The following is a 19841-nucleotide window of genomic DNA, read 5'->3' on the forward strand; positions in this document are numbered from 1 at the left end:
AGTTTTCAAGCGTCGTTTTGGCCGGGTTCTGGAGCGTCGTCGACATCTCAGCTTGAACGATCAGCGACCCATCTACCTCGGTAGCGATCGGTGAGCGCACGCTGTCGGCGGTGCCGCGTCCGTCCGATACCTCGGTGAAGCCCGTGCGCGCAGAAGTGGGCGATCCGCCGGGACCGTGACCTAGGGGTGTCCAAATGACACCCCTGCCTTTCTCTTCCGAGCGAACCATACGTTTCCGCTACCTTGGGCACATGGAAAAGGGGGATGAGATCAGCGTGCGTGACCTCCAACCCCCAGCCCCAGCCTCATCGCTGACCGCCGCTCAGGCCGAGCAGGGACTTCGTCTCGCTCCTCGGAAGGTCATTCAGACCTATGATCCGGACGAGTGGGAGGTCTTCATTGAAGAGTGGGCGACGGGATTGTCGCTGAACTACGCCCGAGTTCAGCGTTTCGGCGGATCAGGCGACCGCGGCGTCGATGTCGCCGGTTTCAAGACTGATCGCGGCTTTGAGGGGGAGTGGGACTGCTTCCAGGGCAAGCACTACGAGAAAAGCCTGACACCTTCGATCGCATGGCCGGAGGTGCTCAAGGTCTTCCTGCTTCCCGTGCGTACGCCTGTCTATAGGCTGCCGTCCAGCTACAGCTTCATCGCGCCTCGCGGCTTGGGGACGAATCTGGCGCACTTGATCTCGACGCCGACGGAAATGCGCGTGAAGTTCCTCGAACAGGTCGAATCCGGCACGGCGAAGCCATTCAAGGAACTCGACGACGACACTCGAAGCGCCGTATACGCGCTTGCCAGCGCGACCGACTTCTCGATGTTCGGCTCGGTCGAGGTTCTGGCCTTAATAGATCAACACAGGGCGACTCCGTACTACGCAGCTCGATTCGGAGGCGGACTGCCCGCCCGCCCCGCGTCCGAAGACCCGCCGCAGGCGGTTGGCCCCGAGGAGCTCGTCTACCTAACCAAGCTTGTCGACGCCTATCGGGAGCGGTACGTGACGGTCGACACCATCGCGTCTGCCGAGCTGCACGACAAGGCTGGGGCGCATCTTCGGCGACAACGGGAAAGCTTCTTTCGCGCGGAGGCGCTCCGCACGTTCGCTCGAGATCAGGTGCTACCCAACACGTTCGAAGGACTCCAGAACGAGCTGTTGGACGCGGTCATCGAGACCGCCGAGGCAGATCACTCCGACGGGTTGGAGCGTCTCCGCCACACCCTCGAGCAAGCGGTGAATGCACAGTTGAGCGCCAATGCACTCATCCAAGTCACCGAGCCAGCCGATAGACGGGGCATCTGCCACCAGCTTGCTAACGACAACCGACTCACCTGGGTCGTCGACAGATGACGCAATTGCTGAACAGCCCGCTTGAGATCGGCATTCGTGTCGTCGCACTTCTCACCGCCCTGTATCCCGGGCGAGCTGACCTCGCCCGAGTCATACTCCTCGACCACGTCGTGCTTCACAGCGGTGACTTCGCGGGTGCGAGCAGCCTGCACCCGGAGATCCCGGGTCGTGCCGGTGAGCTTGGGGTAAAGCGAGAGCTCATCCGCGAGGGCATTACTTTGATGGGCGCGCGGGGACTGATCGTCCGCGATCTGACGACGGAGGGAATCTATTTCAGCGCCGGCGAGGATGCTCGTCCGTTCCTCGACTCAATGGATGCGGTCTACCTCACTCGCCTTCGGGCGCGGTGCGAGTGGGCGGCCTCCACGTTTGGGGCTCTCGATGATGACGACATCAGGGCAAGGCTCGGTGCCGTGTTTGGAAGCTGGGCTGAGGAGTTCGAAAAGTTGAACGGGCAGGATCCTGATGGTTAGTCGACTCCACCTCGTTCACCTCACCGCCGTCGGCAAGAATGTCGCTCCGGCCTCGATTGAGTTCGGCGACCACCTCACCGTGATCCACGGCGCATCGGACACCGGGAAATCCCACGTTTTCGACCTCTTGAACTACTCGTTCGGACTCGCTCAGACGATCGAGCTCCCAGACGAGGCGAAGGGCTACCAATACGTGCACCTCGGCGTTCGGACCGAGGAGGGCGAAGTCGTCACGCTGGTCCGTGACCTGGCCGGAGGCAAGATCGGGCTGGTCGAAGAAGATCTTCGCGAGCTCATGACCAAGCCGGCCCCCGAGTACCTGGCAGCGAAACACATTTCGAACGACCCGCGAAGCGTCTCACGAGTTCTTCTCTCGCTAACGGATCTCGACGGAGCGGTAGTCCGAACGAGTCAATACAACGAGACGCGCCCGCTGCAGTGGCGGGACGTCATCCGCCTCACGGCAGTCGACGAAGAGACGATTCTCACCAAGCGATCGCCCATCGAGTTCGGCCAGTACTCTGATCGCCCTGTCGAGGCCGCGATCTTCCGCATGTTCATCGAAGGCAGGGACGATTCCGGACTGACACCGATTCCCAAGGCTGCCGAGTTGAAGAAGATCTCGGCGAACAAGCTCGAGGTCCTCGATCAGGTCATCGCGGAGCTTGAGCAAGAGCTGGCTGCGTCTCCACCGGCAGATCAACTCCGCGATCAACTTGGGCGCCTCAACGAATCTCTGATAGCCGCCAGCAAAGCACTCAACGACGTCAGTTCTGAACGCGACGAGCTCGTGCTGCGTCGCGCAGCAAACGCCGAAAGGCTGGCCAGCTTCGTCGGACGCCACGACGAGCTCGGCAGCCTCGAAATGCGTTTTGGCCTGCTCCGTAGCCAGTACGAGTCGGACCTTTCTCGCCTCGACATGCTTGCACAGGCTTCCGACGTGCTTGCGGTTGAAGAAGGCGGAACATGTCCCTTCTGTGGCGCGGAGCCCGCGCATCAGCTGTGGCCGGATTCCCCGCTTGACACGGACGAGCCGGCGACATTCGCGGCCGCCATCGCACCCGAGCAAGCGAAAATTATGGCGCTGCGTGCCAACCTTGACGAGACGATCAGCTCTATCCAGGTCGAACGACAAGACATCGCCTCCCGTGCCGCTGCGCTATCGGACGACAGCTTGCAGCTCACCAGCGAAATTCAACGCCTCGACAGTGAGATCAAGACGCCGGGTGGCGAGCTATCACCGCTTCTCGAGGCTCGGTCCCGCGTGGAGCGAGAGATCGACAATCACGACCGTCTCCTGAACCTACTCGCGCTGCGGAACGCGACCGCCCAAGTCGAGAAGCCGAAAACATCGACCGAAGTCCCGATCGTTTCGGCGGACCTGCATCAGTTCGACGCAGTGGCACAGGAGATACTTCGGCTGTGGTCCTTCTCGACGGACAGCACCGTCCACTACTCCACCAGCGAGCGCGACCTGGTCGTCGACCAACGCGTCCGTCGAGTGCGGGGCAAGGGAGTCCGTTCGATCCTCCGTGCCCTATTCAACGTGGCTCTCGCGGAGTATTGCCTCCGCCGTGACTACCGACACCCAGGGTTCGTCATCCTCGATTCGCCGATTGTCACGTACCGACAGCCGGGGGATCCGGAACTCAGCGGCGAAGACGAAACAATCAGTACCAATGTTGTCGACGCGTTCTACGCCTATCTTCAGAATCAGTTCACTGGCCAATCGCTCATCCTCGAGAATAGGTCGCCGGTGTCGCCACTGCCAGACGGAAGCCGTGAGTACTTCTTCGGCGGCACAGCGACGACCAGCGAGCGGACGGGGTTCTACCCACCTCAGGTCTAATTAGCCCCAAGCGTCAACTGCTTCCCTGAGTTGGGCGTGAGGGGACGAATTGGTGACGGGTTGACGCCGATTCGTTCCTCACGCCCACAGTCACATTGCGCGAGGGCGGTTCGTCGGACGAGCATTAGTTCCGCTGCCCGTCGTCAGCTTGTCGGGCGGTGGCTTTGCCACGCGGAACTGAGCACGCGGCCAGACGGCTGAACCGCCAAGTGACTGAGACACTCTATGAGTGAGTCAACTTACAGTCGCCGACAGAACTTTCCTCGAAGCTGCGCTGCAACTCGGCGGCGGCTACGTCCTCGACTTCACCAACAGCTCCTTCGCGCAGTTCTTCGACGCACTCGGGATCGACATCTTCGAAGAACGGTACGCGGAGTATGGCACGTCGAAGGCCAATAGGCTTCGGGCCTTCTGGAAGCTCGGGACCGAGTTAGAAGTCTCTGCAAGCCTGGCCGCCCTCGCTGACTATGTGCAAGCGAAGAGGATTGCTGAGGGCTACGACGCTGTGCCGGAGGAACATGAGGCGCGGATCCGCGAGATCGCCTCGAGTTTGGCTGGCACGTCGTCGCCGAGGCCAACGCTCTCCGGCGCGACCACGACGGAAGCCACGGTGAGCAAGAACCTCATTTCGATCGAGATTCACGAGGACATCTACAGCCACATCGAGCGGTACCTCGCCACAGACGATTACTTCCACGCCGTTGAAGAGTCGTACAAGGTCGTCCGAGAGAAGCTCCGCGAGTTGACCGGCAGTGAGAAGTCGACCGACGTGTTCAACGAGAATGCACAGAGCAACAAGCACTATCGGGCGCTGTTCGGCAAGTCAGCGCCAGCTGGCATGGCCGAGGCTGACTTCTTCCGCGGGATCGGATACCTGCACCTCGGCGTGCAGTTCCTTCGCAACGAGAAGGCGCACAGTCTCGCCACGTTCGTCGAGCCCAACCTCGCGATCCACTACATCTCGCTCGCGAGCCTTGCGTACGATCTGATCACGCGGTTTCTCAGCGAGGAGGCAGTCGCGGAGATCGAAGAAATTGTCAGAGCCAAGCGGAAGTCCTACAGGTCCGTTCGGGCGTTCTACGCCGACTTCGAGGATGGCAAGTGGCTTCAGGGGATCTCTCTTCCTGCTTCCGTGCAAAGTGCCTCGGCTCGCCGGCTCCTGAAGACCAGGTGGCTGGAAGAAGCTGACCTCACCAAGAGCTACGACCACAGCAACATGGTCTTCATGCGCCTCGAGTTGGTCGTCGACGAACTCACTGAGGCGGACCTCGATCTGCTCATTGATCTGCCGACGGAGGACTCCTACGGCAATCATCAGGAGGCGGGCATGTGGCCTTTCCTGGAGTTCGTTCAACGGCGTGACCCAGGCAAGCTCTCCGAGCGGGCCAAGAAGCGACTTGCTGAGTTCGCAGCACGCTGAGGGGTCGCTCAGCGATCGAGTGCTGCCGGCAGCGCGGTGCCGCGGCTGCACGGTCGCCGCGGCGCACGCAAAGCCCGCCCGCGATCACGCCCGTAGGGGGATGGTCATCTGACACGCTGGTGCCAACCGGTTCGGCCGCGAGGCGCGCGAGTGATCGACGCGACGGCGGGAGTCGAACCCGCGACACCCCTGGGTATGAGCCGGAGGTCCGGGAGCCGCCCGGTCGCCGCGATGTCCTTCACGTTAGCCCGGGGCATCCGGCTATCGCCTATGTGTAACTGAAGTTTTCCCTATGCGTCACAGGGTTTCACCGACGCGTAACACGGGTTGCGCTTCGTCTCGCTGCGCTCGCTCAGCGACCGACCAACCGCAGATCCTTGCGCGTGAATAAATTTTCCGCGGACTGCATCCAAACCCCACTCACGGTCGGAATCACTCATCGATGGGCAGCGTCCCGCCGCCCCGACGAAGGAGACCAACCGTGCGAAACAAGATCCTCGCGGGAATCGCCGCCGGGGCCGTGATCGGCCTGGGACTGGTGACCCCCGCCACTGCCGCCACTGCCGGCAACGCGTCGCTGTCGGTGCTGCATGGCATCCCCGACACCCCCGTCGACGTGTGGGTGAACGGCGAGCTCACGCTCGACGACTTCCAGCCCGGCGATCTGGCCGGTCCGCTCGACCTTCCGGCAGGCGACTACGAGGTCGCATTGACGGCGACGGATGCCACAGACGCGAGCTCGCCCGTCCTGGGCCCGGTCACCGTGTCGCTGTCGGCCGACACGAGCTACACCGCGGTCGCGCACCTCGATGAGGCGGGCGAGACGACCGTCACTCCGTTCGTGAACGACACCGCACCCATCGCCGCGGGCGAGGGCCGCCTCACGGTGCGTCACGTCGCGGCGGCACCCGCGGTCGACGTGCTCGCGAGCGGCACACCGGTCATCGAAGACCTCGCGAACCCCGACGAGGCGACGCTCAACCTCCCCGTGGGGACGGTCTCGGCATCCGTCGCTGCGGCCGGCACGACCGATCCGGTGCTCGGACCCGCCGACGTCGACGTGCAGGAAGGCGTCCTCACCATCGCCTACGCGTGGGGCAGCCTCGAAGACGGCAACCTCGCCCTCGCCGTGCAGACCATCTCGGGACTGCACTCCGCTCCCGACGGCGTGAACTCCGGCACTGGTGGGCAGCTCGCCGCGCAGGATGCGGCCGCGCAGTCGATGCTGATCCTCGGCGGTCTCGTCGTGGCCATCGGCCTCGCAGCCTCGGGCGTGGTCGTCAGCCGCGCTCGCGCCCGGGCACAGCGCTGAAGGTTCCGGCCATGACGAGGACGATCGCAGGGGCGCTCGGCGCTCTTGCGATCGTCCTCGCGCTCGCGGGGTGCGGATCGGTGACCGAGACAGCGCCGACCCAGACCGACCCAGCGCCGACAGCAACCGCACTCCCGACACCGTCGGTCGACGTGCCGGTCGCGGCGGCCACTCCGACCCCGGCACGGCAGGGTGTGCCGCCGGTACGGGTGGTCGCCGCATCCGTCGGTGTAGACGTCCCGGTGATCCCCGTCGGAGTCGAGACCGGAGGCTTCATGGAGCTGCCGGTCGACCCCGCGATCGCCGGGTGGTACCGCTTCGGCGCTGACCCCTCGAGCGCAGAAGGGAACGTCGTGATCTCGGCCCACGTCGACGCACCGGACTACCCGATCGGCCCGTTCAGTGCTCTCCGCGACCTCGCCGCGGGAGCGGTGATCGACGTCACCGACTCAGCCGGGGGCATCCGCTCTTATGCGGTGCAGTCCGTCACCTACTACCCGAAGGCCGAGCTGCCGGTCGGTGAGTTGTTCGCCCGTGCTGGCGAGACGCGACTGGTGCTCATCACGTGCGGAGGCGCATTCGACTCCGCAACGGGGCGCTACGCGGATAACGTTGTGGCCATCGCCACACCGGTCCGCTGAAGGACGACGCGATGGTGATCATGAGAGGCAAGAATGTGGACGACGCACAGGAGCGCGAACTGTGCGACCGGTTCCGCGCCGGCGACGAGCGCGCGCTGGAGGAGATCTACCGGCGCTGGTCGCCGATCGTCTTCACGCTCGCGCTGCGGGTCGTCGGCGACCGCGGCGACGCCGAAGACGTGACGCAGAAGACCTTCGTATCGGCGTGGACGTCGCGCGCGTCGTACGACATCGAGCGGGCGGCCCTGTCGACGTGGCTCGTCTCGATCGCGCGGCGACGCATCGCCGACACGCTCGAAGCACGCCGCCGCGTGAAGGCGCTCCAAGAGCAGCTGCAGCGCTTCACCGATCCCGACGACGCGGTCGGCGCGGAGATCGACTTCGGTGACCGCCTCATGCTCGCCGACGAGATCGACCGGCTCGAAGACGACGCGCGAAAGGTTGTTCGCTTGGCGTTCTACGACGACCTGACGCACGAGCAGATCGCGGCTCGACTGCAGATGCCGCTGGGCACGGTCAAGAGCCACATCCGACGAAGTCTCGCCCGACTGCGCACCCGATTGGAGGCCGGCCATGTCACACCTTGACCCGGAACGAATGACGCTGCTGGCCATCGGCGAACCCGCCACCGACGACGAGCGCGCGCATCTGGCCGGTTGCGACCAGTGTGCGCTCGACCTCGCGCAGCTGGAGTACACCGTCGCCGTCGGCCGGTCCACCGCGACCCTCGGCGACCTCGAAGCCCCGCCCGAGCGGGTGTGGCGGGGGATCGTGGACGAACTGGGACTGACCGGCTCGGGCGCTCAAGCAGACGAGAGTTCACGGATGCCGCCACCGGCGCCCTCCGCGGATGAACCTCCTGCGCCGGAGCGGCCGCGACGGGGCATCCGGATCCTGTATGCGCTCGCGGCGAGCGTCGCCGTGATCCTGGTCGCCGTCGGGACGTGGGCCTTCGTGCAGCAGGCCACGCCCACGCAGATCGCCGCAGCGACCCTCGACGCCTTCCCCGCGCACCCCACCGCCGTCGGCGAGGCGGTCGTGGTCGAGGAGGCCGACGGCACGCGTGAAGTGCGGGTGACGCTCGACGCAGCCGAGGCGGAGGACGGGTTCCGCGAGGTGTGGCTGATCACGGCGGATGCCTCGGCGCTCGTGAGCCTCGGAGTCATGGAGGGCGACGAGGCGGTGTTCACCGTGCCGCGGGACGTGGATCTGCATGAGTACGTGCTCGTCGACGTCTCGCTCGAGCCCGAGGACGGGGATCCGGCGCACTCGGGCGACTCGATCGTGCGGGGGGAGCTCAACTTCGCGTGAGAGGAGGGGGCGGCGGCGCATCGAGCGCCCGCAGCATCCGCTCCAACGCCTCCCGCAGCTCCTCGCGTTCCGGCGACGGCAGCGACGTCGTGTACTCGACCCCCGCCGGGATCCACGACAGCGCGTACATCGCATCGCGGAAGTCGCCACCGCCCATCGGCCACCGCGTGTGCCCTTCGCCCTCTGCCGTCGCCCCCTGGCCCCACTGCCCGAAGTAGGCGCGCATCTCGTCGAAGGGCAGCTCCATCACGGCATCCGCCTCGATGTTCTGCGGAGCCCACGACCGTGCGACGAGGATGAACTCCTCGATCTCCTCAGCGGTCAGCGGCCGAGGCGTGAACAGCACACGCGTGTGCTCGACGCGCGAGAGGCGGTCGACGCGGAAGGTGCGCCAGTCGTTCCTCTCGAGGTCCCAGCAGAGCAGGTACCAGTGGCGGTCGGCGGGCGCGAGCACGTGGGGCTCGACCCGGCGGCGCGTCACCTCGCCCGACAGCGCCGTGTACGTGAACCGCACACGCTCGTGGTCGCGGCACGCGAGGGCGAGCTCGCCGAGCACCTCCGTCGAGACGGGAGCGCCGGAACGGATGCCAGCAGGCCACACTGTCTCGGCCAGCGCGTTCACCCGCCGGCGCAGCGGTCCCGGCAGCACCTGCTCGAGCTTCGCGAGTGCCGTCAAGGTGGTGTCGGGTCCGTCGACGAGTCGCTGCGACGCGGCGACGCGCAGGCCGATCGCCATCGCGACGGCCTCCTCGTCGGTGAGCAGCAGCGGAGGCACTGCGCTTCCGGCCTCGAGGCGATAACCACCGGATGCGCCGGGCGTCGACTCGATGCGATACCCGAGCTCGCGCAGCCGCTCGACGTCGCGCCGTACCGTGCGCTCGGTCACGCCGAGCCGTTCGGCGAGCTCCGCGCCGGGCCAGTGCCGGTGCGTCTGCAGCAGGTTGAGCAGCGACAGTGCTCGCGAGGTCGTATCGGACATGACTCAAGATTGCCCGATATCGCGGACGGGATCTGTCCGCAATGGTTCCTAACCTCGAGGAATGGCGAACGAACCGATCATCGAAGCGGATGGACTCACCAAGCGCTTCACCGTCAAGAAGAAGACCGTAGAAGCCGTCACCGACCTGACCTTCCAGGTCGAGAGGGGCGCGCTTGTCGCGTTCCTCGGACCCAACGGCGCAGGCAAATCGACCAGCCTGCGCATGCTCACCACCCTCATCCCACCGACCTCAGGCGCCGCCCGTGTCGTCGGCTTCGACATCCTGCGCGACCCCGCCGACGTGCGGGCGCGCATCGGCTACGTCGGGCAGCTCACGAGCGGCAGCTTCGCCCAGCGCACGCGCGACGAGCTGCTCAGTCAGGGTGCGTTCTACGGGCTGTCGCGCACCGCGTCGGTGCGCCGGGCCGACGAGCTCATCGAGTCGCTCGACCTGGCGCCCTTCGCGACGCGCTCGGTGCAGCAGCTCAGCGGCGGACAGAAGCGCCGCCTCGACATCGCTCTGGGCCTCATGCACGCGCCGCCGCTGCTGTTCCTCGACGAGCCCTCGACCGGACTCGACCCGCAGAGCCGCGCGAACCTGTGGCAGCACATCCTCGACCTGCGCGCGACCTACGGCACGACCGTCTTCCTCACGACGCACTACCTCGAAGAGGCCGACCGCTACGCCGAGCGAGTCATGGTCATGGACAAGGGCCGCGTCATCGCCGACGACACGGCCGCGCAGCTCAAGGCGAATCTCGCGGGTGACCTCCTGACGTTCGGCTTCGCAGACGAGACGGATGCCGCAGCCGCCGTCGCGGTGATCCAGAGGCTCACCGATCGCGAGGTGCGGCGGGAGGGGGCATCCGTGATTCTCACTGCCCCCGACGGCGATGCGCTGTTGCCTGCGGCGGTGCGGACCCTTGATGCCGCCGGACTTTCCGTGCGCACGGCGACCGGCGTGCCGCCGACGCTCGACGATGTGTTCCTCGCGCTCACGGGGCGCACGCTGCGCGAAGCGGGCGAGGGCGAGCCGGCCGAAGACGAAGAGACGGATGCCGCGGCATCCGTCGAAGAGAAGACCACGACGGGAGCGAACCGATGACCACCACCGAGACGACCACGCACCCCGACACCGTCGTGCGCGCCAACCCCGCCCGCGACACGTGGAACGTGCTCACGCGCGAGCTCAAGCCCGTCGTGCGCGACCCGTTCACGCTCATCTTCAGCCTTGTGCAGCCGCTCGTCTTCCTCGGACTCTTCGGGCCGCTGCTCGTCGGCACGTCCGGTGCACCCGTGGGGGAGACGCTCCAGTGGTTCGTCCCGGGAGTGCTCGTGATGATCGTGCTGTTCGGCACCGGTGCGACCGGATCGAACCTGCAATACGAGATGATGACGGGCTCGCACGAGCGCACGCTCGTCGCGCCGCTGTCGCGATCGTCGCTCCTCGTCGGGCGTGCCCTCAAAGAGATCGCGCCGATCGTGGTACAGGCGCTGATCATCGTGCTGATCGCATGGCCGTTCGGCTTCACGATCAACTGGGCAGGGCTCGTCGCTGGGCTCGTGCTGCTCGCGGTGTTCGGGGTCGGCCTGGGCGCGCTCTCGTACACGCTCGCCCTCAAGACGAAGGATCGGGAGTGGCTGTTCTGGGGCGTGCAGCAGACGCTGATCTTCCCGCTCCTGATCCTGTCGGGCATGCTGCTGCCGCTCGACGAGGCTCCGGCGTGGATGCGGGCGGTCGCGACGGTGAACCCGGTGAACTGGGTGGTGCAGGCCGAGCGCGCGCTGTTCGCGGGTGACCTCGGAGCGGTCCAGATCCTGTGGGGCTGGATCGCGGCTGTCGCGCTCGCGGTCGTCGGGCTCGCGGTCGGCGTGCGGGCGATGCGCAAGAGCAATTGACGGATGCCGTGCGGGGGCGCTGCTCGTCGAACCTCGTTCGGCGGGCGTGCTCCTGCTTTCGGTTCGGCCGGATGTCGGTGGGGGCCGGTATGTTCGCGGTTGTGGCGATCAGCGTGGTGCCGGCGGCGGAGGCGGGGTGGGCTGCCGTCGAGGCCGTGTTCCAGAGCGAGGCGAGCTCGCGGAACTGCTGGTGCCAGTTCCACGTACTCGTCAATCCGGAGCAGCGCAAGACGACCCGAGAGTCTCGTCGCGAGCTGCTGCGCGAGCAGGTCGAGACGCTCGACCCGCCGCGCGGCCTGATCGCCCTCGACGACGGTGAGCCGGTGGGGTGGTGCGGTGTCGAGCCGCGTGTGCGACTGCTCCACATTCTTGCGTCGAAGCTCGTCGTCGCCAGCAGCCCCGAGCCGCTGAGCGACCGGAATGTGTGGTCGGTCTACTGCATCCTCGTGCCACCGCGGCGTCGGCGGCAGGGGATCGGAGCGGTTCTGCTTCATGCGGGCGTCGAGCACGCCGTGGCGAATGGCGCCACCGCGCTCGAGGGCTACCCGATCGACACGGCGCTTCGTGGAGGAAAGCTGCCTCCGGGATTCTCGACCGGCACGGTGTCGATGTTCGAAGAGGAGGGGTTCGAGCGAGTCGCGGCGCTGCCGTCGGCGCGGACGCTGGTGCACCGGCGGGTGTGACGCATCGGGGGCAGGGGGCGCGGCCGCGTCTGCGCAGGCGGCAGCCCGGGGCCTCGATGTGGCGCCAAGGCGTCGCGCCGATCGAGTGGGTGGGGCTGCCTTGTATCGAGACCGGCCCTCAACAAGGCGCCATCCGGCGGCGCTCTCCACAAGCACTCGGACTGCGAATCCGAGTGTCGTAGATATGTTCTAGAGTCGCCGTATGTTCATCGCAGCCGAGGAGGAGTTACTCCCTCCGATCGTGGAGGCGATGGACCGTGTGCGGGAGACCGGTGACATGGTGACCATGTTCGCCGCGGAGTACTTCGTCACGGTGGATCGTGCCCGCCGGGAGGCGCTCGAGGACGCGGCCCGGCATGGGCGGGAGCTGACCGAGGTGGTGGAGCGGGGCTTCCGGTTGGAGTTGGCGGCGGGGATGCGGATCACCGAGCACGCCGCGGGCGATCTGATCCGGCGTGCGGAGGCGCTGGTGCGCCGCTACCCGGGTGCGTGGGAGTCGCTGAGTCGGGCGGGGATGACGGTCGCGCACGCGGAGTTCCTGGTGGACCGGCTGGACGAGTGCGAACCCGAGCTGCGCGACGCGCTGGTCGGGGAGGCGGTGGCGCTGGCGGAGGAGTACCCGGTGGGGCCGTTCCGGCGCGCGCTGCGCAAGCTCATCGACCTGCACCGGACTGTGACTCTGGCGCAGCAGCATGAGGCGGCGCTGGTGAAGCGGCGTGTGGTGGTGGAGCACGGGGATGACGGGATGGCGTGGCTCAGCGCGTACCTCCCGGCGGTGGAGGCGCACGCGATCTACGGGCGGCTCACCAAGATGGCGAAAGCGATCAAGGGTCACGACGAGACCACATCGCGCGTTGACGACGTGACCCCGCCGACCGGCGCCCGCACGATCGACCAGCTCCGCGCGGACGTGCTCAGCGACCTGCTGATCGAGGGTGACGCGACCGTGCACCCGACCGAGGCGCGCGGGATTCGTGCGACTGTTGCGGTGACCGTGCCCGCCCTCACCCTGCTCACCCCAAGCGACACGGACGCCGACCGGGCCGCCGCGGGGCTCGCGCCCGCGGTCGTCGAGGGCCTCGGACCCATCCCGCTCGACCGCGCCCGCGAACTCTGCGGCGGCGCGGACGGATGGATGCGGATCCTCACCCACCCCGAGACCGGCATGGTCCTCTCCGTGGGCCGGTCGCAGTATCGTCCGCCGCCGATGCTGCGGAAGCTGATCAGGTGGCGGGCGGACCGGTGCATGGCGCCCGGATGCGGCATCCCCGCTTCCCGGTGCGAGATCGACCACACCATCGCGTGGGAGTACGGCGGGCACACCTCGCTCGACAACCTCGCCCCACTGTGCAAAGGGCATCACACCGTGAAGCATCACGGTGGCTGGCGGGTCAGACAAGTCCCCGACAGCGGGGGAGCGCTCGAGTGGAGGTCACCGGCGGGTCGCACCTACGTGGTGCAGCCGGAACGGCGGGTGCCCGTGTTCCGACCCGCCGACGCCGCCAACGCACCCTTCTGAATCGAGCCCCGGGCGCGAGGAGGAGTTGTACCCGTAGGACTCTGCAGACCCCACCGACCTACGGCCCCCGGCGGCTTTCAGCGTCCAAGGCGACGGTTCAAGGCGAGGGTCCAAGGCGACGATTCGAGGCGAGGGTTCGAGGTAACGAGCAAGGAGCGCCCGACGCCGAGCGCCGGGCACCCCTGCCGTGTCAGCGGTAGAACCCGCCGTAGTAGGTGTCGAGGCGACCGCGGTACGCGTCCTCCTCCTCCGTCTGGACTCCCTCCCATTCGGGCGAGTCCTTGATCTGGTCCTTCGTGAGGTCGACGTAGACCTTCTCCTCGTCGTCATCCACGCGCTGCACCGTTCCCGCCGGAAGGATCACCTTCCGGCCGAAGATCCACGGACCGGTGTCGACGACCAGGCGACTGGCGCCTGCCTCGTCGCTGGCTTCGTCGATCTTGCCGATGTCGCCGTCGCTGGCGTGCACGTGGTATCCGACAAGGCTGCGCGAGCCCGCCGCGCGTCCCACGGACTCCCGATAGTTCCATGCGTCCCAAGGTGTGGACATGATCGCTTCTCCATTCGGCTTCCTGCGCGTGACCGGTTCCGTCGCGGGCGGCCACAGCGCACCTTCACAGCCCAAAGAACGTATGCCGCATGACGAGGCTTGGCCCGGGGTTCCGCATACGCGAGCCGAGAGTTACCATTCCCGGCCCTCGGGTCTCCAGCGACGCACACCTCGCAGCCGCCCCGAAACTCCACAGATCGCGGGTTGTCAACCCCCGAGCCAGCCCAGGCTGCGCGGGCTACCGTCGCACAACCTCGCAACACGTACGTCGATCCCACGTACGCCGATCCGTAGAGAGGACCCGCGGTGATCCCTCATCTCGATGAGAGACCGACCCTCGCCCTCCTGGACGGCCGATACCAGCTCCACGAGCGCGTCGGCGAAGGCGGCATGGCGCATGTCTACCGCGCCGACGACGTTCTTCTGGGCCGGACCGTCGCGATCAAGATGATGAGGTCGGATGCCGACGTGCTCGCCGCATCCTCCCGCGCCCGCAGCGAGGTCAGCGCGCTCGCGATGCTGAACCACCCGTCCCTTGTGACGCTCCTCGACGCCCGCATCGAACCGGAGCGGCAGCGGTACCTCGTGATGGAATTCGTCGCGGGCCCGACTCTCGCGGAGCGCCTTCGGCATGGCCCGCTCACCCCGGATGAAGTCGCGCATCTCGCCTCGGAACTCGCGTCCGGCCTGCACGCCGTGCACGAAGCGGGCCTCCTGCACCGTGACGTCAAGCCGTCGAATGTGCTGCTCGGCGCGGCATCCGATCCCGGAGTCGACTTCCACGTCAAGCTCGCCGACTTCGGCCTCGCACAGATCATCGGCGCCGAGTCCGTGACGACCCCGGGAGTCGTGCTCGGCACCGCCGCGTATCTCTCCCCGGAGCAGGTGCGGGGCCACGGGAGCAGCCCGGCATCCGACATCTACGCCCTCGGACTCGTCCTGCTCGAAGCACTCACCGGTGAGCGCCCGTTCGGCCACACGTCCGGGATCGGAGCGGTGCTCGCGCGTCTCCTCGAGCCGCCCGCGATCCCCGATGGCATCCCGACGCCCTGGCGCGCGCTCCTCGAGGCGATGACGGCAATGGACCCAGCGGCACGCCCGACGGCTCTCGACGTGGTCGATCGCGTCGCCGGGATCCCGACGGAACCCACACAGGCCACGTCCTCGCAACCGCGAGCCGAACCGCCGACCGAACCGCTGATCCAGACCGCGCGGATGCCGGCCGGCCGTCACATCGCACCGGCAAGGCGCCGCCGCCCTCTCGTCACCCCGCCCCAGGGCGCGTGGCTGCGCCGAGCGGCACTGGCCACGTCGGCGACTCTCGCCGCCCTCATGGTGTGCGCGGCGATTCTCGCGGATGCTGCGTCTCCGAGTGCGCCGGTCATCGCCGGAGACCTCGGGCCCGCTCCCGCGTACTCCGAGCCCTTCGTGCTCGTCGACGAGACGGATGCCCCGGCCGTCGCTCCCGAGAAGCAGGCCGGGCGCGAGCCGACCCCCGACGACAACACGCAGCGCGCCGAGCACGCCGACAAGCAGGCGGCCGCCGCAGCACGCGAAGCGGCGAAGCAGACTGCTGCACAAGATCGCGAAGCCGGCAAGCGGGCCGCCGCGGAGCAGCGCGCCGAAGACAAGGCGTCGCGAGAGGCTGCGCGCGAAGCAGACAAGGCCGCCATGCAGCAGGGCAAGCAGCGGGGCAAGCAGCAGAACAAGCAGCAGAACAACAGCTGACCGACACCCACTCATCGGGCGCCGGCGCCATTCCGGCGTGTCAATCGCGGCATACGCGGCGCCGTAGGCTAATCGAATGACGACGGCCGTGCGACGGGGGATCACCGCCGTCGTCACCGTTCTCGTCCTCGTCGCCCTCGGAGCGGGCATCGGCGTCGCTGTGGGCGATGCGCTCGGCATCCGCGTCCAGGAGTCCGGCCGCATGCACCCGGCCGAACCCGGGATCGCGGCGGTCGCGGCATCCGTGCCCACCCCCTCGTTCACGACGATCGACGCGCCGGCCACCCCGCGATTCGACGCGGCCATCGATGAACTGACGGATGCCACGGCCGACGCCTCCGCAGCCGCCGATCAGCTCACCCTCGCTGTCGCCGCCGGAACCGCACAAGACGAGCAGAACGACGGCTACACGCTCACGATCGAGGGCTCCGGCGTCCGCATCGACGCCCCGACCGAGGCGGGCGGACTGCGCGGCGTGTACGACCTCGCCGCGCAGATCCGCGCCGGGCGGGCGCTCACAGACCTCGAGGGCGCGTACGAGCCGTCGCGGCTCCCGTTCCGCATGGTCGACATCGGCGCCGTGGGCGTCACCGCCGATCCCGAGGAATGGCGCCCCGGGACCAACTACTCGCACGTCTCCGAGGCCTTCCGGGACGTGTATCTCGCCGATGCCCCCTACATCGACGAAGACGCACTCGACGACGCATTCGACGACTGGGACGCGTTCCTGCGCACTTCGGTGGCCCAGGGCTACAACGCCGTCGCATGGCCCGGTTTCATCGAGTACGTCGATTTCGCGGATGCCCCCGACGGCCCCGTCTACCCCGACGATGACCCGCACATCGCCCGCGCCGCCGCGCTGCGCGAGGCGTTCGGCCCGTTCTGGGACCGCGCCGCCGAGCTCGGTGTCGACGTCTTCCTGCGCACCGACATGCTCGCGCTGACGCCGGCCCTCGACGACTACCTCACCAAGCGGTTCGGCGGGGCCGACACCGAGAACCTCGAGCTCTGGCAGGTGTACGCCGACGCCCTCGACGAGCTTTACGAAGACCAGCCCGCGCTCGACGGCGTCGTCATCCGCATCGGCGAGGCCGGCGACATCTACGACACCCCGGGGTGGGACTACTACTCCGCGCTCACGGTGCGCAGCGTTGACGCCGTCCGCGCGATGCTCGACGTGCTCACGGCCCAGGCAGAGTCATCCGGCACCGACGTGATCTTCCGAACGTGGAGCGTCGGGATCGGCGACGTCGGCGACATGCACATCGACCCCGAGTCGTATGAGGCCGTGCTGGGCGGCATCGACTCCGATGCGCTGATCGTGTCGACGAAGTACACCGCCGGCGACTTCTACAGCTGGCTGCCGCTCAACGAGACCCTCGCGACAGGCGATCACCGGCGCATCGTCGAGTTCCAGAGCCGGCGCGAGTTCGAGGCGTTCGGCGCGTTCCCGAACGACCTCGGACCCGAGTTCCAGTGGGCACTGAACGAGGTCCTCGCGGCGAACCCGAACATCGAGGGCATCTGGACGTGGACGCAGGACGGCGGCCCGTGGCGCGCCGGCCCCATGTCGCTCTACCTGAAGTCCGGCTTCTGGCAGCTGTACGAGCACAACGCCCGGCAGGCCGCGGCGCTCGCGCGCGACCCCGACGCGGACCTCCCGCAGGTGACCGCCGACTGGGCTCGCGAGTGGTTCTCGGATGACTCCGCCACCGTCCAGGCGATCGCACAGGCGATGGCGCGCTCGCGCACCGCGATCGAGCAAGGCCTCTACCTCGCACCTTTCGCCGAATCGCGCGTGTCGGCGCTCGGTCTCGAGCCCCCGCCGCAGATGTGGCTGTTCGAGTGGGACATCCTCACCGGAGACTCCGCCACCCTCGACGTGATCTACGCGATCATCGGACCCGACCGCATCGACGAGGCGGTCGAAGGCGGCCGGGTCGCCCTCGGAGCGGCCGAGCAGATGCGCGACGACATAGAACAGACGGATGCCACGACCTGGCGCGACCCCGAGCTTCGCGGCGCCTTCCTCGACACGATCGACTATGAGATCGACACCCTCGGCATGCTCGGCGCGTACCGCGAGATGTTCCTCGCGAAGGGCGAGTGGCATGACACCGGCTCGTCAGAGGCATACCACCGCTGGCAGAACGCCCGCGACGACTACGTCGCCCGGGCCGACGCGCACGTCGAGGCGTATGAGGGCGATGTCGACCACCCCGCGTGGAATCTCACCGCCGCGCAGCTCGGCATCGACCGCGCCGACCGCGACCTGCTCGTGGCGTGGGGCGCGCGGATCCTGCTCGTCCTCGCCCTCGCGTGGCTCATCATCGGAATGCTCTCCGCCCGCACGCGGCTCGTCCGGCGCCCCGGGGCGGCAGCGGCCCGCGCAGCCTGGATCGCGTCGACGCGGCCGTGGCGAGCGCGCGAATCGACGCTCGGCATGCTCGAGCTCGACCGCTGGCTTCTGCTGATCATCCCCGGGGGACTGCTCGTCGCAACACGAGCGCTGCAGACCTCGCTCCTCTCCTGGACGCACCTCGCGATCGTGTTCGGGGCGTGGCTTGTCTTCCTTCTCGTGGTGCGCGTGTGCGTCGGCAGCCGTTCGCCCTACCCGGCCATCGCGGCCGTGGGGGGCGTCGTCGTGATCCGGTGCATCCTCACGCTCTTCGCGCTGTCGTTCACCGGTCCCGGAGGGTACTGGTTCGCGTTCTGGACCGAGCCCATCGCGCGCGTCGTCTACATCGCGCTCGCGTTCGCCCTCTTCGTGTGGGCGTTCATCGCGGCCGGATGGGCGATCTCGATGCAGGTCGGGGCGCGCCGCGCGACCGGGTTCGTGGTCGCCGGCGTCGGCGCCGCGCTCGCGGTCACGTCCTTCGCGGTCGCGATCGTGGGCCTCGAGAGAGCGCTGACCGTGTGGAACGACGAGATGGGCCTGCTGCCGTGGGGCATGGCGCGCATCCTCGGCATCACGACGTTCCTCGAGATCCCCGAGTCGACGCCGTGGTGGGCTGCGGCGGTCGGGGCGGTCGTGCTCGGCGTGGGGGTGGTGCTGAGCCTGCGGATGTCCCGTCGTGGCGTCCGCCAGGTGGGCGAGGAGTAACCTGGAGGTTTCCCCAGCCCCAATCGAAGAGGTGTTCGTCATGCGCTCGCGCAGCACTGCCATCCTGTCCGTCCTCGCCGTGTCCGGTCTGCTCCTGGCCGGCTGCGCATCCGGGTCGAAACCGTCGGAGACGACCTCCGCATCGGATCTCGCCATCGTCGAGTCCACGGTGGCGGATCCTGCGGCCGTCGGCGAGCGGGTCGGCGCCGACGGGGTTCTGCTCGAGGTGTGGAGCGGCGCCGTCCCCGACGAGACGATCGGCGAGGCCGACGAGGGCAACCAGTGGGTGACCGCGAACGTCGCCCAGTGGGTGACCGAAGAGGGCGTTACGGCCGCGGATGTCGCGCCGGTGGTCCGCTCGACCGCCGACGACTCCTTCTCGGCCGAGGGAGAGGCGCGCCAGAACGTCGACATCGAGCTGGTGCCGAACCGGTCGTACACCTTCGTGTGGAGCTACCAGGTCCCCGAGGAGCTCGTCGACCCCGCGTCGCTCGTGCTCTGCGTCGGCGACGGCGACGAGGGCTGCAGCCGCCTCACCGACTGATCACACCCCACGCTTGGCGAGGGCATCGTCGAATTCGCCCTGGCGCGTCGAGACGATGTCCTTGCCGAGCGGCATGATCGAGATCGGCACCATCTTGAAGTCGGCGATACCGAGCGGGATGCCGATGATCGTGATGCACAACGCGATGCCCGAGACGATGTGGGCGAGCGCGAGCCACCAGCCCGCGAGGATCACCCAGATGACGTTCCCCAGGAACGCCCACACGCCGGAGTTCTGCTTCTCGACGATCGTCCGCCCGAACGGCCATAGGGCGTACGTCGCGATGCGGAACGACGCGATGCCCCACGGGATCGTCACGATGAGGACGCAGAGCAGGATGCCCGCCGCGATGTAGGCGAGGAACAGCCAGAACCCGGACAGGACGAGCCAGATGACGTTCAGGACGGTGCGCACGAGTCGATTGTCGCAGTCAGCGCGACCTCACGGGGGCCGTGTCGGTGGGCGCGAACTAGACTTGAGG

The 19841-nt window shown here is 67.5% G+C and carries 18 protein-coding genes and 1 tRNA gene; 15 read left to right on the top strand and 4 right to left on the bottom strand.

Features of this window, described 5'->3' with window-relative positions; all coding sequences use genetic code 11:
• The first annotated feature begins 251 nt into the window (after nt 1-251).
• The 4 genes from BJ991_RS06025 (at nt 252) to BJ991_RS06040 (ending at nt 5091) form a co-directional block, all read left to right on the top strand.
• The gene (locus BJ991_RS06025) at nt 252-1349 is read left to right on the top strand and encodes an ABC-three component system protein (protein WP_179488343.1); all 1098 of its coding nucleotides are present in this window, start codon (nt 252-254) and stop codon (nt 1347-1349) included.
• Complete coding sequence (locus tag BJ991_RS06030; RefSeq protein ID WP_179488345.1) at nt 1346-1822, top strand: ABC-three component system middle component 2; 477 nt, start codon at nt 1346-1348, stop codon at nt 1820-1822. Before BJ991_RS06025 ends, BJ991_RS06030 begins: the two co-directional genes overlap by 4 nt.
• Nucleotides 1815-3671: an ATP-binding protein gene (locus BJ991_RS06035; protein WP_179488347.1), complete on the top strand. Its 1857-nt coding sequence runs from the start codon at nt 1815-1817 to the stop codon at nt 3669-3671. Before BJ991_RS06030 ends, BJ991_RS06035 begins: the two co-directional genes overlap by 8 nt.
• Nucleotides 3672-3900: 229 nt before the next feature.
• Complete coding sequence (locus BJ991_RS06040) at nt 3901-5091, top strand: TIGR02391 family protein (RefSeq protein ID WP_179488349.1); 1191 nt, start codon at nt 3901-3903, stop codon at nt 5089-5091.
• Between the two features lie 157 nt (nt 5092-5248).
• Here the strand turns inward: BJ991_RS06040 and BJ991_RS06045 are convergent.
• Nucleotides 5249-5322, bottom strand: a tRNA-Met gene (locus tag BJ991_RS06045).
• A gap of 250 nt (nt 5323-5572) precedes the next feature.
• On the opposite strand from BJ991_RS06045, the gene BJ991_RS06050 reads away from it, so the two are divergent.
• Genes BJ991_RS06050 through BJ991_RS06065 form a run of 4 tightly spaced genes read left to right on the top strand, consistent with a single transcriptional unit; the run spans nt 5573 to nt 8355 of the window.
• The gene (locus BJ991_RS06050; RefSeq protein WP_179488351.1) at nt 5573-6403 is read left to right on the top strand and encodes a DUF4397 domain-containing protein; all 831 of its coding nucleotides are present in this window, start codon (nt 5573-5575) and stop codon (nt 6401-6403) included.
• Between the two features lie 11 nt (nt 6404-6414).
• Nucleotides 6415-7044, top strand: coding sequence for a class F sortase (locus tag BJ991_RS06055; protein ID WP_179488353.1), 630 nt, complete (start codon nt 6415-6417; stop codon nt 7042-7044).
• A gap of 11 nt (nt 7045-7055) precedes the next feature.
• The gene (locus tag BJ991_RS06060; RefSeq protein WP_246301041.1) at nt 7056-7631 is read left to right on the top strand and encodes an RNA polymerase sigma factor; all 576 of its coding nucleotides are present in this window, start codon (nt 7056-7058) and stop codon (nt 7629-7631) included.
• A complete protein-coding gene (locus BJ991_RS06065; protein WP_179488355.1) occupies nt 7618-8355 on the top strand; it encodes an anti-sigma factor in 738 nt (245 codons plus the stop codon). The genes BJ991_RS06060 and BJ991_RS06065 overlap by 14 nt, the downstream gene beginning before the upstream one ends.
• On the opposite strand, the gene BJ991_RS06070 is transcribed toward BJ991_RS06065, so the two are convergent.
• On the bottom strand, nt 8342-9334 hold the full coding sequence (locus BJ991_RS06070; RefSeq protein WP_179488357.1) for a helix-turn-helix transcriptional regulator: 993 nt from the start codon (nt 9332-9334) through the stop codon (nt 8342-8344). The two genes, BJ991_RS06065 and BJ991_RS06070, sit on opposite strands and share 14 nt — an antisense overlap.
• Nucleotides 9335-9395: 61 nt before the next feature.
• Between BJ991_RS06070 and BJ991_RS06075 the strand changes: the two genes are divergently transcribed.
• The 4 genes from BJ991_RS06075 to BJ991_RS06090 all read left to right on the top strand — a co-directional run bounded on the left by BJ991_RS06075 (nt 9396) and on the right by BJ991_RS06090 (nt 13435).
• Entirely contained in the window at nt 9396-10439 is a 1044-nt protein-coding gene (locus tag BJ991_RS06075; protein WP_179488359.1) for an ATP-binding cassette domain-containing protein, read from the top strand.
• On the top strand, nt 10436-11233 hold the full coding sequence (locus BJ991_RS06080) for an ABC transporter permease (protein WP_179488361.1): 798 nt from the start codon (nt 10436-10438) through the stop codon (nt 11231-11233). Before BJ991_RS06075 ends, BJ991_RS06080 begins: the two co-directional genes overlap by 4 nt.
• 101 nt (nt 11234-11334) lie before the next feature.
• A complete protein-coding gene (locus BJ991_RS06085) occupies nt 11335-11916 on the top strand; it encodes a GNAT family N-acetyltransferase (protein WP_179488363.1) in 582 nt (193 codons plus the stop codon).
• 202 nt (nt 11917-12118) lie between these two features.
• Nucleotides 12119-13435: an HNH endonuclease signature motif containing protein gene (locus BJ991_RS06090; RefSeq protein WP_246301043.1), complete on the top strand. Its 1317-nt coding sequence runs from the start codon at nt 12119-12121 to the stop codon at nt 13433-13435.
• 190 nt (nt 13436-13625) lie between these two features.
• Here BJ991_RS06090 and BJ991_RS06095 read toward each other — a convergent pair whose 3' ends face one another.
• Nucleotides 13626-13985, bottom strand: a complete 360-nt coding sequence (locus BJ991_RS06095) for a PRC-barrel domain containing protein (protein ID WP_179488365.1) — start codon at nt 13983-13985, stop codon at nt 13626-13628.
• Nucleotides 13986-14291: 306 nt separating this feature from the next.
• Here BJ991_RS06095 and BJ991_RS06100 point away from each other — a divergent pair, with 306 nt between their 5' ends.
• From BJ991_RS06100 to BJ991_RS06110, 3 genes are all read left to right on the top strand, one after another.
• On the top strand, nt 14292-15713 hold the full coding sequence (locus BJ991_RS06100) for a protein kinase domain-containing protein (RefSeq protein ID WP_179488367.1): 1422 nt from the start codon (nt 14292-14294) through the stop codon (nt 15711-15713).
• Nucleotides 15714-15789: 76 nt separating this feature from the next.
• Nucleotides 15790-18816, top strand: a complete 3027-nt coding sequence (locus BJ991_RS06105) for a hypothetical protein (RefSeq protein ID WP_179488369.1) — start codon at nt 15790-15792, stop codon at nt 18814-18816.
• 40 nt (nt 18817-18856) lie between these two features.
• Entirely contained in the window at nt 18857-19360 is a 504-nt protein-coding gene (locus tag BJ991_RS06110) for a hypothetical protein (protein ID WP_179488371.1), read from the top strand.
• Here BJ991_RS06110 and BJ991_RS06115 read toward each other — a convergent pair whose 3' ends face one another.
• On the bottom strand, nt 19361-19774 hold the full coding sequence (locus BJ991_RS06115; RefSeq protein WP_179488373.1) for a YccF domain-containing protein: 414 nt from the start codon (nt 19772-19774) through the stop codon (nt 19361-19363).
• Nucleotides 19775-19841: the final 67 nt, after the last annotated feature.

Origin of the sequence: Microbacterium immunditiarum, assembly GCF_013409785.1 — a bacterium.
Classification (GTDB): domain Bacteria; phylum Actinomycetota; class Actinomycetes; order Actinomycetales; family Microbacteriaceae; genus Microbacterium; species Microbacterium immunditiarum.